Origin of the sequence: Streptomyces sp. TRM64462, assembly GCF_013362995.1 — a bacterium.
Taxonomy (GTDB): Bacteria; Actinomycetota; Actinomycetes; order Streptomycetales; family Streptomycetaceae; genus Streptomyces.
Genome location: NZ_JABWDV010000419.1, coordinates 1 through 15,389 on the forward strand (window position 1 = coordinate 1; position 15,389 = coordinate 15,389).

Here is a 15,389-nt window from a genome sequence, read left to right on the forward strand (position 1 = left end):
ACCCCCGCCCGGCGTCACGGACGGCCCTCCTCGGACTCAGCCCCCGACGGGCAGACCGCCCGGGAGCCCGGCCGGGAGCCCGCCCAGCAGGCCGCCGCCGACCGGCAGCCCGGCCGCCTTGGAGCCGCCGTCCTCTCCCTGCCGGCCGCTGTGCTGACCGCCCTGCTGACCGCCCTGCAGGTCGGTGCCGAGCAGCCCCCCGGTGTTGAGGTTGCTCACCACGGGCGCCCCCACCGAGGCGGGCGCCGGGGCGTCGGCGGCGGCCGGAGCGGCCGCCGCCATCCCCACACCGGCGATCCCGGCGCAGACGGTGGCAAGACGGGCTCGGTTACGCGAAATCATCACGAACTCCAGACATCACAAGGGAAACGGCCGCTTCCCGGCCGGTGGCCTGTGCAACGAGTCCGGATGGGCGACGACACGCGCCTCCCGCCGCGTCACTCAGCCGGCCCAGGGCGCCATCGGGTACCAGATGAGATCCCGGCGCGCGAGGATCCGCACGTCCCAGTACAGGACCAGGAACACACCCGCCGCGATGAACGCGGCCGCCGTCAGCGCCGACACACGCCGCGGGTTCGCCGTCATCCACCGGTGCAGCCGCTCCCCGAACACCACGCTCACCGCCACCAGCAGCACACTCATCACGACCAGGTTGCCGAGCGTCTGCAGCGCGAACGCCCCCGCCCCGTACAGCACGTTGTGGCTCTCCGCCGCGTCCCGGAACAGCTGCCGGAACAGCGAGAACGGCCGCCCGATCAGGAACGCCCCGATCAGCGCCCCCATGGCCACCATCGGAGCCTGCGGGAACCGCGCCGAGACCCGCGCCAGCGGATCGCGCACCACGCCGAGCGCGGCGAAGCCCAGATACGCCATGACGAGGCCGATCAGCCCGTACACGACCATCGCCTGGACCAGCCGCGGCGAGAACCCCTGACCGCCCTGCGTCTGGGCGAACTGCGGCATGGACGTCCCGACGAGCGCCACCACGACCCCGTACGCGGCCGACACCGTCAGCGCCCCGACGGCGAGCCACCCCAGCGGCCGCAGCGCAGCCGCCACCCGCCCGCGCCGCGACGCCGCCTTGCCCGTCAGCGGGGCGAGCGCGCTGAACACGGCCACGTTGCACGCCGTGAACGTGCCCGCCACACCGGTCGCCAGCGCGAACGCGATGCCCGCCGTGACGCCGGCGATCGGCGCGCCGTCCGCCGGATGCCCGAGCAGGGAGTCCGCGACCGTACCGCCGATGGTCCGGTCGACGAACTTCGCCGACCACACCACGGTCAGCGCGAACCCGGCCAGCACCGCGAGCAGCACCACCAGGGCGCGGCGGCGCGGGGGATGGCCGTTGAAGAAGAACGACGGAGCACGCGCTGTGAGAGAGGGAGCCGACGAGGGGATCTGCTGCGCAACCTTGGTCATGGCAGTGCCCTTCCGCAGTCGGGAGAAGCCAGGCCGAGACGCTAGAGCCCGGCCCGGACGGCGCGGAAGACCGCCCCTGTCAGGGAGCAATCTGAGAGAAGTCCGCCGGTGCGAAGGCGACTTGAACGAGCCGCCGCCCTCGACGTCATCGTCCACCGGGAGTGACCGAGACCCGCCTTGCCGACGGCCGCCCCGCCCTCCTACGGTCGGGGACCGACCAAGCACCACCATGCACCACCGAAGGGGGAACCTCTCCGTGAAGTGAACGATGGTCAGCATGCTCACGATCGTGGCCCTCACCGGGTCCGGCGTCCTCGCGACGGCAGGAGGCGCGTCCGCGGCCCCGGCGTCACCCCAGGGACTGTCGTGCAAGCTGGCGTGGCACGACGCCAACACGGCGGGCATCAAATGCACCGGCGGCCCCTTCATCGGGGCGGCCAAGTGCAAGAACGGCCGCACCGCCCAGGGCGCGGTCGCGGCCTCCGGCACCACCTCGTACGCCTACTGCACCTCGCTCAACTCGTCTCAGGATCCCCGTCCAGTGGACGGCGATCCCCGTGTGACGCACACGACCCGATGAACCACTGACACCGCCCGCTGCTCCGGATCGTACGAAGACGAAACCCGAACCGAACCGAACCGAGGCAGCGGGCGGCCCGCCCGTCCGGCGACGGGCCGCCACGCCGCCCCGTCAGAGGCCGTGCCCCGGAGCCCCCGGCGCACAGCAGCCGTCCCGGCGCATCGCCCGGCCGACGGCCTCCCACTCCCGAGCCGCCACACCGTACGGCTCGCGGCCACCGCCCGGCCCCCGGAACGCGCCGACGAGTGCGTCCCGCTCGTACACCACCCCGCCCCGCATCACCGACACCGTCCGCGTCAGCGTGTCGAAGTCCGTGAACGGATCACCGTCCACCACCGTCATGTCCGCCACCTTGCCGGTCTCCAGACTGCCCAGGTCCCGCCCGGCGCCGAAGGCACGCGCCGGCAGCACCGTCGCCGTCCGCAGCGCCTCCGAGGGCGACAGACCACCCCAGTGGAGCGCCCGCAGCCCCAGGTGCAACGACAGCCCCACCGGCACGATCGGCGCGTCCGTGCCCAGCGCCACCACACCGCCCCCGGCCAGCACCCGCCGGTACACGTCGATCTCCGTCCGCAGCGTCACCAGCTGCGCGGCCGTCGGCGGACGCGCGGCCGCCTCCCGTACGAGCGCGACGTCCCACGGCGGCATCACGGCCGTCACCCGGGGATCGGACGCCAGCGCCGGGTCGGCACCGAGCAGCCACGTCGCCGTGAACGGCGTCGCGATCAGCGTGAAATCGGCACCACCGCCCCCGTAGATCGCCTCGACGTCCTCGTACGCCCGCCCCGACGCGGTCGTCGCATGACCGAACTCCCACCGCTGGGTCGCCTGCAGATGCGTCGTCAGGTCCTGGCCCGTCTGCACACCGGGGGAGCAGAAGTGGCTGCCCGCCCGCACCCCCAGCCGCTCGTGCGCGAACCGCGCCGCCTCCTCCATCACCCAGCCGGGCGCCCGCACATACGTCTTGACGACGTCCCAGTCGAGCGCCGCGCCCCGCTCCAGCGACCGCCGCAGCCCCTCCCGCGTGGTGTGCGCCCGGCCCATGCTGTACGCCACGCGGGCGCCGTCCAGCAGCTCGCCGCAGCTCAGCAGCCTAGGCCCCGCCAGCTCGCCCGCCTCTACCGCCTCCCGTATCCGCGCCTGCTCGTACGCGAATCCTCCCAGCGACACGGCCGTCGTGATCCCGTACGCCAGCTGGCACACCGTCTGCCGCCCGCCGTACGTGCTCTGCCACGGATGCGTGTGCGCGTCCCACAGCCCCGGCAGCACCGTGCGCCGCGACGCGTCCACATGCCGCAGCGCCCGCCGGGACCGGCCCGCGCGATGCGGCTCCACCGCGGCGACCCGCCCGCCCCGCACGACCACGTCGACGTCCTCACGCACCGACGCCTCGTCACCCGTGCCGTCCCAGAACCTGCCCGCGTGCACCACGGTGTCGGCCGGGGCCGGCCTGCGGTAGTCCAGCGGTACGCGTACGGTGCGCGCCGCGCCGCCGTCGACGCCGATCAGCCGCAGCCGCGCCCCCGACACGTACAGCAGCGTCCTGGAGTCGCCCGACCAGGAGGGATGGTCGGCGGGTTCGGTGGTGAGCCGGCGCGGCGCCCCGGCGGGACTGCCGTCCGCCGTCACCGGCAGCACGCACAGGGCGGACTCGACGACCAGCGCCATCCACCGCCCGTCCGGCGACCACACAGGACCGGACCCGTACCGGTCCGAGACCGAGACGTGCGGCGCCACGGCGTGGATCCGGGCGGCCCCCGTCGCGACCTCCACGACCCGGATCACGTTGTAGCCCTCGCGGAACCGCTGGTTCACCCGGTTCCGGTCGCACAGCGCGACGAACCGCCCGTCGGGAGACCAGCTCGGCCGCCCCGGCAGGCCACCCCCGCCGAGCGGCGCGGCGACCACCCGCTCCGCACCACCGCCGCCGCCTCCGTCGGCCCCGTCGCCCGCGTCGCCCGCGCCGCCACCGTCCGTGCCGGACACGTCGCGTACGACGAGATTCCCCGCCATGTCGAGACAGGCCAGCCGCGTACCGTCGGGCGACAGCGCCGGATGCACCCGCCCGCCGCCCGCCAGCGTCGTCCGCGCCCCCGACGCCAGGTCGTAGCGGCGCACACCGAGCAGGCCGTCGTGATCGTCGCTGTACACCAGCGACCGCCCGTCGCTCGCCCACGCGGGAGCGACAACGTAGTGGGTCGCGGCGGCCCGGGCCAGCCTGCGCGGCGGCCGCCGCCCCGTCGTGTCGGCCAGCCACAGCGAGTTGAGCGCCACGAACGCCACCCGCCGCCCGTCCGGCGACAGCGCCGGCAAATGCACCCCCCGCACCGGACGCACCCCGGCCGGGTCGAGGTCCCGCACCTTGCCCCGGTAGCGCGGCCGCTCGACGGGCAGCGTCGCCCGGAACGGAACCGTCTCCACGGCGTGCGGCTCCTCCGGCCGTACCAGCGTGAACCGCCCGTCCACAGTCAGCAGCAGCTCCCCGTCCCGCGTCCAGCGCGGCGGGACCGGAGCGACATCCCCGGCGACCGGCACCGGCTCACCGTCCACGACGAGCGTGCACGAGCCGCCGGGCGCGGCCGTGGTCCGCTGATACGCCAGCCGCTCACCACCCGGCGACACCGCCGGCGCCAGCACCTGCGCGCCCGCCGCCGTCTCCGTCCGCACGGCCTCCACCGGACCCGAGCCGTCCGCCCGCACCGCCGCCACGAGCCGCGCGTCCAGCACCGGACCGGACGGCCCGGCCGCCACCACCCCGCGTACGAACAGGATCCGCGAGCCGTCCGGCGACCACACCGGGTCGAAGTCCTCCCAGGCCCCGCCCTGCGAAGGCCCCTCCTGACCCGGCACCCCGCTCACCCGCGTCAGCGCACCCGTCCGCAGATCGAGCACCCAGATACGGTACGGAGCACCCGCCACCGGGTCACCACCGCGCTCCGACGCGAAAGCCAGCCGCGTACCGTCCGGCGACCAGGCCGGACCCCGGTCGTCCCACGGCCCGTCGGTACGCCGGCGGACGTCCGACCCGTCGGGACGCATCGTCCACACATGGAAGCCGCCGTCCTGGTACGAGCAGAAGGCGACCAGCGAACCGTCGGGCGAGAACACGGGCCGGTACGGCTCCAGCGAAGCCGACGTGAGCGCGACGGCGGGCCCGCCCCCGCGCGGCACCCTCCACAGCACGTGCTGCATCTCGGCCAGCAGCCACTCCCCGGACGGCGCCAGATGGGCCGCCGCGTTGGTGGCCGAACCGAAACTCAGCGAGACGACCCGCCGCCGCGCCGCCCTCCCCGCGGCCGTCGCGCCCTGGACGGGTAACGCGACACCCGCGGCGGACCCGGCCGCCCCCGCGAGGAACAGCCGCCGCGAGAACGGCGGGACCGGGCCGCCGCCCTCCTCACCGAACGGCACGGTCGTACGACTGATGGGCTCCAAGGTTCCTCCCGGGCAGACGACAACGCTCAGCGGCATCACCCGTAACCCATGCTCCACCCACCCGCCCCGCAACCCGGCGATTCCACGCCACACCCACGGCCTCAACCGGACAGGCACGAACGACGTACACCCTCGGACCGACACACCCCCTCCCGCCCTCACTTGAGACACGATCAGGGCTGTGCCGACGGGGACACCAGGACGTGGAACCCGGGCCGCTGAGGCAGTTCGGGCAACGGATACGAGTCCCAGCCCCGCGCGTACGAAGGAACAGCCCTGCCCCGCGACAGCAGGACCGCGACCGGCTGCCGCTGCGCGGCGTCAGCCAGACCGGCCGGGGTGATGCTGCCGTCGTGCCCGCCGGGCTGGCGGGAGGCACAGCCCGCCCGATAGGCGATCCGGATCGCGTCCTCACCCGCCACGATGCACGGCGGACGAACTCCACGGGCCCGCAGCTCCGCGGTGATCCGCGCCAAGGTGACGGTGTCGGCGCGCACCCGCCGCGTCACCGACTCGAGGACCTTGTACTGGACGGCCAGATGCCCGAACAGCGCCAGCGCGCACAGCCCGAGCACGGCACGCCGCCAAGAGGCCCGGACACCCGCGAGCCGCACCAGGAGGACCGCCACCGGCAGCGCGAGAAGCGCGTACGCGGGGAACAGGAAACGCGGCGCGGCGTAGTCGATGGTGAACAGGTACGGCAGCGCGAGCCCGCACCCGGTGACGGCGGCCATCACCGTCGCCGTACGGTGGCGCGTCCCCACGGCTGCCCGCAGACCGCCGGCGACACACAGCGGCAGGACGAGGAACCACAGCGCAGTGAGCGGATTCCGCCAGGGCACGTCGCACGGGCGGCACAGCGTACGGCCCCCCAGAGCCCGGACATGGTCGTCGACCGCGACGTACCAGCCCACCTCACCCTGGATCTCACTGGCCCGGTCCAGCCGCGCCACCAGACCGCCGTAGCGGACGTACGCCTCGACCACCCACTCGGCGCTCCCGGCGAGCGCCCCGGCGGCGAGCACACCCCACAGCACCGGCCGCCGCCACGCACGCACGAGCAGCGAAGCCGCCGCCAGGAGCAGCACGAGCGGCACCGCGTCCGACGGCCGCATCAGCGCCACGAACGCCACCGACACCGCCAGCCCGAGCAGCGAGCGGGAGCCGGCGCGGTCACGCGCCGCGCGCAGGAAGAAACCCACCGCCGCCAGAGCGCCGTACGCCACCCAGAGATTCGGCATCACCTGTGGTCCGTAGTACAGCGTGATCCACAGGCTCGCGAACAGCGCACCCGCCAACGCGAGCACCGGTGCCGGAAGCAGGGGCCGCCAGACCCGCAGGGCGAGGAACAGACCGAGACCGGACAGCACGGCCAGCCAGATCCGCAGCGCCACGACGGAGGTCGTGAAAGCCGCCACAGGAGCAGCGAGGAAGGAGACCCCCCGGGCGCGCGGCGCGCTCACGAACGCCGCGGGTCCCTGCCGGCCGACCTGACTGACGTACACCGTCTCGTCCCAGCCCAGACCCAGACCGGGCACGACCAGGACCAACTGAGCCGCCGCGAACGCCACGGCGACGACCGCGGGCCACAGCGCCACGCGGCCGCTCCCGCCGCCCGGGGCCGGGCCACCGGCGGTGCGCTCGCCGCGGGAACCCGGCAGCAGGTGTGGTTCCTGCATGGGGACCTCGTCGCTACGGGGGCCGGGGCGGTCCCGGCCTGCGCGTTCCACGCTGAGCGAGCCGCCGCGGCACGCCCCACCGGCGCGACGACGGACGCCGCACCTGCGCCCGATGGTGTGACATCCCCGCAGCATCCGCCGCACACGGAATCGCCCATACGGACGTGGGGCACGGCCCGGCGACCACCGCTCAGGAGCTGTGGCTTCCGCCGCCCGACAGGTGGTTGACTGCGCCGCATGGACCTCGCACACGCGTTCCCCGCACCCGCGGACGCACCGACGAGCCGCGTCCCCGCCCGGCAGCACGGCCTGTCATGAACGCCGCCGGCACCCCGTCGGAGCCCACCCACGTCGCCCCGACGGCGGAGAAGGCGCCCCCCTTCGACCCCGCACCCGCTGGCTTCGACGCATCCTCACACCGTCCGATACGAACATGGCGTGAGCCGGCTCAGAGGCAGGCCAGCTCGTCGCCGGTCACCGCTCCGCCCTCAGCCGTGTTGCGGTCATACCGCACCGGCCGCACCCCCTGGTAGTCCGCGCCCACGTACACATGCAGCGTCGGCTCCCCCACCACCGGAAAGTCCCTGTCCGGGTCGCCCGTCTCGATGAGCCTCAGCCGGGCCGAAGGCAGCGCCGTGGCCAGCGCCCGGGCGGCGCGCTCGGCGGCGGGGCCGTGCTCGATCACGGTGCCCTCCGACGGCTCGGCGGGCAGCGGCGTACCGGTGGTGGCGAACCCCGTGGCCCGCAGCGCCCGGTCAGCCTCCGCGCCGGTGCCGTCCCGCCCGCTGCCGTCGTGCACCTGGACGGGGATGCTCCGCGGATCCACCAGGACCGGCACCGGCTCCTGACCGTCCGGCTCCTGACCGTCCGGCTCCCGGTCGTCCGGCTCCCGGACCAGCGGCAGGTCGGCGCGGATCCGGTCGAACAACCGCCCCGCCGCCACGTCATCCCACAGCAGCGTGGAGCCCCAGCCCGGCACGTGATGGTCGAAGTCGGCGATCGGCACCGTGGCGAACTCCATGTCCCCCCGCCCGATGCCGTACAGCCGCTCGCCGAGCTCCACCAGCCGCGGCAGGTCCAGCCCCTCGTCGACCCGCGCCGAGGCCCGCACAGCCTGCGCCAGATCCGCCAGCCGCCCCGGATCGGAGAACGCCACACTTCCGGCCAGCCCGCTCACCAGACCGGCCATGAAGTGCTGCTGGCGGCGCATCCTCCCCATGTCGCCCGGCACACCCCACCCGATCTTCCGTGACCGCACGTAACGCAGACCCCGAAGGCCGTCCAGCATGTGCGCCCCGGCGGACAGCGAGAGACCGGAGCCACGGTCCCGCATGGGCCGGACCGTACACACCGGGGCGCCGCCGAAACCGCCGACGGCACGCACGAACGAGCCGAAGTCCCACTCGGCGTAGTGATCGATCCGTACCCCCGTGGCCCGTTCCACCGAGCGCACGAGCAAGGGCGGACCACCGTGCTTGAGCGCGGCGTTGACCTTTCCCGAGTGCCGAACCTCGGAGTCCCCCGTCCCATCCGGCTCCCGGTGCGGGGCGAACGGCAGATAGGAGTCCCGGGGAACGCTGACCACGCTGACCCGGTCCCGCTGTGCCGACAGATGCACCAGCATCATCACATCGGCACAGTCACAACCCGCACCGCCCACATGCAGCCTGTCCTTCTCGGCCTTCGACAACCCCTCGCGCGTATCACTGCCGACCAGCAGAATGTTCAGCCCCGGCCCGGCCGCGGGCCGCTCCTCCTCCGGGATGCCGCCGAACACATCGACCTGATCCGCCCACCCCGTACCCGGAGCAAGCGCCAACAGACCGCACAAAGCCCCGCACAGGACGAGCAGGAACACCCGACGCACACGGCACGACACAAAGCGGACGCGATGACCGCTGCGGGCAGCGTGGAACACCGGACACCTCCGACGACGAGCCTGCCCGTACGGTAAGCCGCCCCAGGCCCGGCCCTACCGAGGCCGGCGTGGGCCGGTCGGGGGTTTTCGGGCTGATGGGTGCCCGAAGCCCAACCTGCCGGGCAACGGGAGCGATGAGGTTGCGGCTGGATGGAGCCTCAGGCGGGCAGCCCCGCCTGCCGCTTGCGCCGCCGCAGGACGTAGTCGCTGAACAGGTGCCGACTCCGGTCGAGGAGCTCACCGACTTCCGCGTCACCGAGCGGCTCGTCGGCGGCGGGCTGCCAGCGCTGCACGCACTGCCCCGCCCAGATACGCAGCTTCACGTCGGGATCGTCCAGCAGAGCGACCGCCGCGCGGAGCGCCACCACCCCGCGGCGCGCCGTGAGCAGCCGGAACGCGGCGACCCGCACGTGCCGCGCCCACTGCTGCCCGGTACGCCGCATCAAGTGGTCGGAAGGAAGTGCTGTGGCATACGGCAGCAGGGCGAGAGCTGTCTCCCGTACGACGCGGGCCGCCGGATCGTCGAGAAGTGGCAGCAGCAGCCGCGTGTCCGTGGCGTCCAGTGCCCGCAACCCGGCCACGGCGCGTGCTCGCACCCGTCCGGCAGGGTGTGCGAGCAACGGCCGCAACAGCTCCGCGTCGCCGCGGTGCCCGCACTCGGCCAGCCCGATCACCACGCCCGGTGCCGCAGCGGGGCCGTCCGCGCTCCTGCACCGCTCCCGGTACCAGCTCGCCGGATCACCACCGTGCTGCCGTACGACGTACCGGGCGCATGCGCGCACCAGGGCGGACCGGTCGGCGAGGAACGGCTCGGCCCGCTGGGGCTGCCCGGCGCGCCGCAACCCCGTGACGCCGGCCGAACGGGCCAGCGACCCGCGCGCGGCCAACAGAGGACCGATCACCTCATCGAGCGGCCCGGCGTCCCGCAGCGCCGTGAGCGCCGCCGTGGAACACACTTCCTGGACCACGATGTCCGGATCACGGCCGGCCACGAGGGCGAGCTCGCCGGGGCCGAGGCGGCCGTGCTCGACGGCCAGCCGGTACGCGAAGCGCCGTACGGCGCGGTCAGGGTCGGTGAAGAGGACGTCAAGCCGTCCTCGGGGTGCGCTGCTCACGACCTGGGAGAGCAACTCGACACCGAAGGCGCCCCTGTCACGTCGCCCGACGCGCAGCATCAGCGCCGCGAGGCCGACCACCGCGTCCGCGTCCAGGGCCTGGCGCAGCAGGTGGCGGGCGCGTCGACGTACCGGTTCCGCCCAGTCGGCGCAGCGGATGACGACCAGCGGCAGCAGACCGGGATACCGCTCCGCGAGGGTGACCGCGGCCTCACGGATCCGCCCGTCGCGGTGACACAGGGCGAGCGCGAGCCGCGACTCGTCGGCCTGTGCGAGATCGGCTGGCAGCGGGACAACGTGACGCTGCTCGGGGAAGTACACCGACCGCTGCCAGGGAGCCTCGCGGACCCCGGCGTCCAACGCGAGCCAGTCACCGGGGGCAGCGGCGCCCAGCACACTCGCGAGCGGCTCGCCGTCCGAGAGCAGCACCGCCGCTTCCGCCCCGCCCCCGATCCCCTCGCGCATCTCCGCCCCCGCTTCCGCCACGTCTCGTACGCGGTGATCGTACGAAGCGGATCAGTCACGTGTCGCACGGATTTCCGAGGGTCGGAGAGCGGACGGGCGGGGCTGCCCGTGTGCCGCTGCTTGCGCGGCGCGTCAAGGTCGGCCAGCAGGATCCCGTCGATCACCGACCTGTACGGATCGATGTTCTTCGGTTTGGGCGGCAGCTTCTTCCGCGGCTCCGGCCAGGCCGGGTCCAGGGCCTGCCGGACCGTCCGCCACGTCACCTCGTACTTGCGCTCAAGCGCCCGGACCGCCATGCCGTCGCGCCGGATCGCCGCGTATAGCTCCCTTCTTCGACGTCTGCGGCACAATCAGAACAATTAACCCGGGAACACCCCGATGCTGTCCTGGCAAGCCCCTCGGTTCCTCCAAAACTCGGTTCTGGTAAAGATCTTGGGGAGCCGTCGCGGAGGTCACCTCTGGGCGGTGAGCACTTCCGCGTTGCGCGGTTCGTTGAGTTTGTCGTGTACTCGGCGCAGCGGTCCTCGAACTCGTCGGGCACGTCCTCGCCGCGGTTGCGCCAGCGGTCGGCGCCGACCACCCAGATCTCCTTGCAGCGCAGCCGGTCGTCTTGGCGCCAGTCGTGACGGGGCTTCGAGCGGCGGCCGACGCAACGCGGACGGCAGTGCGAACTGCCCTACGATGGGCCGGTGACTGAGACCGGGACCATGCCCCCAGCGGGTGTCAACCTCTTCGAGGTCCAGCAGCTCCGCCTGACAGAGGTCGCAGCGCCGCAGTTGTCGCCTGAGGAGGAAGCGGCGAGGGATCGCGCATGGGAGAAGGCGGTCCAGGCAAACCCCGACCTCTTCGACGGTCCGGTGGTGGCGTGCGCGGGGGTGGACTGGGAAGAGCCGGGCCGTCTGGTTCTGTCCTGGGCGCGGGTCACATACCGGCACTACGCCCTGCGCCGCGTCCCTGGGAACACGTCGTGGCTCCCTTCGTTGTTCGTCAACGTTGTGCAGCCGACGACCGATGGACGGGTGTTGGCGGTGAGGATGTCGTCGTCCACGGCCGCCCCGGGGCGCTGGCAGTTGCCCGGCGGGTCGGTCGAACCACCAGAGGCTCAGAGTGGTGGTCTGGATGAGGCGGCTCTTCGTGGCCATGCCGCGCGTGAGCTGGCCGAGGAGACCGGCGTTGTCCTTCCGGCCGAGGAGCTGCGCCTGTGGGTGGTCACCTGCGGCGAGAACCGAAGTATCGGCTTGGCCTTCCTCGCCCCGCCCCGGCTGGCGTCGGTACTGCATGAGCGGTTCGAGGCGGTGACGGTCACCGAACGGGCTCGGGGGCGCGACCCCGAGCTGGAACGGATCGCGTTGGTGGGTTCCACCGCTGAGCTCGCGAACCTGGAGGGTCCGCACGCGGACTACCTGGAGCCGATCGTGGGCCGTTACACGCGGACCCCGCTGCGGCGTGACGGCTGACGCCAACGGTCATCTGTGAGCGAGGAGGTCGCGGGCGCGCTCGTCGAGCTCGGCGGCGCATCGCAGGCCGCGGGCGCGGAAGCGGGCGAGGTCGGCGCGCATGCGGGTGATGGCCTTGCGGGTGCGGGTGGAGCGTACGCCGTCCATGTGGTCGATGGCCCGGTGCCAGGTGGCGCACGCCTGCTCGATGCTGCCCCGCTTGAGGTGCATCTCGGCGCCGGCGATCAGGTCGAGGGCGACGATCCGAGCGTAGGTTCCGGCGGGGCGGGATGCGGCGGCCAGGGCGTAGTGCTCGCCGGCGGCTCGATGGTCGCCGAGGATTTCGTGGACCTTGGCGGTGCGGGAGTACACCGACGCGGCCGGTGGGCCCCACGTCAGGGCCCAGAACGGCACGTCGTCGCCGGGCGCGGTGGCCAGTAGCGCGCGGGCGTGTTCGGCTTCGGTGAGTGCTGCGCGGCGTTTGCCGGCCTTGGCCAGGGTGTGGGCGTGGACGACGCGGAACAGGGCTTCGGTCTGGGCGTCGACGCGTCCTTTGGCGCGGCTCAGACCGGTTTCGGCGAGGCTCAGGCAGTGCTCGGGGCGGTGGAGTCTGAGGCCCTGCATGGCCATGGTCCGCATCACGAAGCCGTCGTGTCCGGTGATGCCGGATTCGGCGGCCAGGGCGTAGGACTGGAGGTAGTAGCGCTGGGCGAGTCCCTGCTGTCCGGCGTCGTAGCTCTTCCAACCCAGCAGGTGCACTCCGCGGCTGGCGGCGGAGAGCATCTGGCGGCGTACGTCGTCGGTGTGGAAGCGGGCGCGGCACAGCGGGGCGATGTCGTCACGCAGGTAGGTGACCAAGGCGGTGCGGCCGTGCTGGCCGCCGTGGCGTTCATCCATCTCGCTGAAGGCGGTGATCATGTCGCGTACGGCGGCGACTTCGGCCATGCCGATGGTGTGGCCGGTGCGGGCGGCGGCCGTACGGGCGGCGATGTCCTGGATGTGGGAGAGCGGGAGGGCGGCTGCGGCCACGGAGTAGGCGGAGGTCGATAGGAAGCGTCGCCGGTCCAACTCGTACCTCCACATCGGCAGCAGGGCGTCCAGGGGGTCGCCCGCGAGGGTGAGACCGATCGTGTCATGGGCCGCGTCGCCCGGGTCCGGCAGGCCGAGGTCGGCGGGGGTGAGGAGGCGGCCGAGGCGGCGGGAGAGGGCGACGGCGAGAAAGCGGCCGGTGTCGCCTCGGGGTATGGCACCGGCGATCCAGTGCTCGACGGCGGACTTATTGGTCCGTAACAGGACGCCGCATTCGGCGGCGACCGCGCGAACGGTGTTTGCCAGTGCCTCGTAGGTGAGACCTGATTCGGCGACCAGGTCGCGGATCTTGTCGTTCGGCGTGCGCGTGGTCATGACCACCTGCCCGTATACGCGATATACCGCTTGGCCTGCCCGCCACCGTACCGCCGTAGTGCCGCTCCCGGTTGACTCTTCATCAGGCCAGGAGGCCCCGGGCGATCCGGGTTCTCGGCCGGTATGGCCTGTGCGACAGCGACTGGGCCGGCGACAGCCGGGACGTGTCTTCGGGAGGGATTTCATGGGCGAGCGGGGACATCAGCGGATCAGCGAAGCGGCGGTACGCCTGTTGGGCTCGGAGCGTTCCCGTGTCCCGGTAGCGCTATTCAGCACGCAGCCGCCCGGGCTGACCCTGACGGACGCGTACCGGATCCAGGCCGCGACCATTGCGTGCCGGGTTGCCGGCGGCGCCCGCGTCGTCGGCCACAAGGTCGGGGTGACCTCGCCGGCCATGCAGGAGCAGATGCGGGTCGATGAGCCGGACTCGGGGGTCCTGCTGGACGACATGGTGCTGCCTGACGGCAGTGAGCTCGCGCGACGCGACTTTCTGTCGCCCCGCATCGAGGCGGAGATCGCGTTCCGTCTCGGCCGTGACCTCAAGGGGCCGGACCTCACCGTGGAGGACGCCAGGGGCGCGGTGTCGGAGGTCTTCCTCGCCCTCGAGGTGATCGACACCCGGTTCGCCGGCTGGCGGATCGCCCTGGCGGACAGCATCGCGGACAACGCGTCGTGCGCGCGGGTGGTCACCGGGGCCATGGTCCGGCTCGACCCGGCCTGGGACCTGGCCGCGGAGCCTGTGGTCGTCAGCGTCGACGGCCGGGCCGTGGCCACGGGGGAGGGCCGGGCGGTCCTGGGCGACCCGTTGCGCCCGCTGGTCTGGCTGGCGGATCGGCTCAGCGACGTCGCCCCCTCACAGAGGCTGCGAGCCGGTGACCTCGTCCTGGCCGGAGCCGTACACGCCAGCCTCCCCCTGGAGGGCGGAACGACCGTGCGGGCCACCGCGCCGCACCTGCCGCCCGTCCACCTCCACGTCGCCTGACCCCGCTCTTCCCTCTCTGCGCGACACGGCGGCGCCCGCCTGCGGCCGTCGCCCATCCCACCCATGACGAAGGAGACGGCTCCATGGCCCATGGAAGGACGCGTGTTGCGGTGCTCGGTGCCGGTCTGATCGGCACCGACCTCGTGGTGAAGCTCCAGCGCTCACCCGTGCTGGATTGCTGCCTCGTGGTCGGCCGTGACCGCGAGAGCCTGGGACTGAGGCGGGCGGCCGAGATGGGGTGTGCGACGTCCCCGGACGGGATCGACGGCCTACTAGAGGCCAGCCCCTTCGATGTCGTCTTCGACGCCTCGAACGCCGACGCCCACGCCGGGCACTGGTCCCGCCTGCGCTCGACGGGTGCGACGCTCATCGACCTCACCCCCACGCAGTTGGGCGAGCTGGTCGTGCCGACCATCAACGGCGACACGGCGCCGGCCCACCGTCACGTCAACCTCGTCAGCTGCGGCGGCCAGGCGGCGATCCCGGTGCTGCACGCCCTCGCCCAGCACTGCACCCCGACGTACATCGAGGTGGTGTCCACCGGCGCGAGCGCCAGCGCAGGCCGAGCCACCCGCCTCAACCTCGACCAGTACATCGCCACCACCCAGGCCGCCATCCGTGCCTTCACCGGCGCGGAGTGGGTAAAGGTCATGGTCAACCTCAGCCCCGCCCGTCCCGCACCGCCGTTCCGGGTGACCATGACCCTCCTGGCCGCCGACCTCCCATCCGGTCCGATCCTCCGCTCGACCGTCACGGCCGCCGCCGACCGCGTACGCGCCTACGCCCCCGGCTTCAGCGTGACCTCCATGGAGGCGGACGACGGCCGCATTCGCATCGCGGTGGAGGTGACCGCCAGCGGCGGCCGCATCCCCCGCCACGCGGGCAACCTCGACATCATCAACGGCGCCGCGGTGCTGCTGGCCGAGCAGTACGCGGCCGCCCGGCCTTGAAGGAAC

General features: G+C 73.1%; 11 protein-coding genes. 4 read left to right on the top strand and 7 right to left on the bottom strand.

Going from position 1 to position 15,389, the window contains the following annotated elements:
* Nucleotides 1–36: 36 nt before the first annotated feature.
* Nucleotides 37–342, bottom strand: coding sequence for a hypothetical protein (locus tag HTZ82_RS25900; RefSeq protein ID WP_175411829.1), 306 nt, complete (start codon nucleotides 340–342; stop codon nucleotides 37–39).
* A 99-nt stretch (nucleotides 343–441) separates the two neighbouring features.
* Nucleotides 442–1,419, bottom strand: coding sequence for a hypothetical protein (locus HTZ82_RS25905; RefSeq protein WP_175411830.1), 978 nt, complete (start codon nucleotides 1,417–1,419; stop codon nucleotides 442–444).
* 277 nt (nucleotides 1,420–1,696) lie between these two features.
* Between HTZ82_RS25905 and HTZ82_RS25910 the strand changes: the two genes are divergently transcribed.
* On the top strand, nucleotides 1,697–1,999 hold the full coding sequence (locus HTZ82_RS25910) for a hypothetical protein (RefSeq protein WP_175411831.1): 303 nt from the start codon (nucleotides 1,697–1,699) through the stop codon (nucleotides 1,997–1,999).
* A gap of 111 nt (nucleotides 2,000–2,110) precedes the next feature.
* On the opposite strand, the gene HTZ82_RS25915 is transcribed toward HTZ82_RS25910, so the two are convergent.
* The 4 genes from HTZ82_RS25915 to HTZ82_RS25930 all read right to left on the bottom strand — a co-directional run bounded on the left by HTZ82_RS25915 (nucleotide 2,111) and on the right by HTZ82_RS25930 (nucleotide 10,611).
* Nucleotides 2,111–5,191: an amidohydrolase family protein gene (locus tag HTZ82_RS25915; RefSeq protein ID WP_254712106.1), complete on the bottom strand. Its 3,081-nt coding sequence runs from the start codon at nucleotides 5,189–5,191 to the stop codon at nucleotides 2,111–2,113.
* Between the two features lie 416 nt (nucleotides 5,192–5,607).
* A complete protein-coding gene (locus HTZ82_RS25920) occupies nucleotides 5,608–7,113 on the bottom strand; it encodes a hypothetical protein (RefSeq protein ID WP_175411833.1) in 1,506 nt (501 codons plus the stop codon).
* A gap of 448 nt (nucleotides 7,114–7,561) precedes the next feature.
* Nucleotides 7,562–8,890 (bottom strand): LCP family protein, encoded by a 1,329-nt coding sequence (locus HTZ82_RS25925; RefSeq protein ID WP_175411834.1) that lies wholly within the window; start codon nucleotides 8,888–8,890, stop codon nucleotides 7,562–7,564.
* Between the two features lie 299 nt (nucleotides 8,891–9,189).
* Nucleotides 9,190–10,611, bottom strand: a complete 1,422-nt coding sequence (locus HTZ82_RS25930) for a hypothetical protein (RefSeq protein ID WP_217624583.1) — start codon at nucleotides 10,609–10,611, stop codon at nucleotides 9,190–9,192.
* Between the two features lie 707 nt (nucleotides 10,612–11,318).
* Between HTZ82_RS25930 and HTZ82_RS25935 the strand changes: the two genes are divergently transcribed.
* Nucleotides 11,319–12,068 (top strand): NUDIX hydrolase, encoded by a 750-nt coding sequence (locus HTZ82_RS25935; RefSeq protein ID WP_175411845.1) that lies wholly within the window; start codon nucleotides 11,319–11,321, stop codon nucleotides 12,066–12,068.
* 9 nt (nucleotides 12,069–12,077) lie between these two features.
* Here the strand turns inward: HTZ82_RS25935 and HTZ82_RS25940 are convergent, their stop codons facing one another.
* Nucleotides 12,078–13,451, bottom strand: coding sequence for a hypothetical protein (locus tag HTZ82_RS25940; RefSeq protein WP_175411835.1), 1,374 nt, complete (start codon nucleotides 13,449–13,451; stop codon nucleotides 12,078–12,080).
* A gap of 184 nt (nucleotides 13,452–13,635) precedes the next feature.
* Between HTZ82_RS25940 and HTZ82_RS25945 the strand changes: the two genes are divergently transcribed.
* Both HTZ82_RS25945 and HTZ82_RS25950 read left to right on the top strand, forming a co-directional pair.
* Nucleotides 13,636–14,433, top strand: a complete 798-nt coding sequence (locus tag HTZ82_RS25945) for a 2-keto-4-pentenoate hydratase (protein WP_175411836.1) — start codon at nucleotides 13,636–13,638, stop codon at nucleotides 14,431–14,433.
* A gap of 83 nt (nucleotides 14,434–14,516) precedes the next feature.
* Complete coding sequence (locus HTZ82_RS25950) at nucleotides 14,517–15,383, top strand: acetylating acetaldehyde dehydrogenase (protein WP_175411837.1); 867 nt, start codon at nucleotides 14,517–14,519, stop codon at nucleotides 15,381–15,383.
* Nucleotides 15,384–15,389 lie beyond the last annotated feature (6 nt).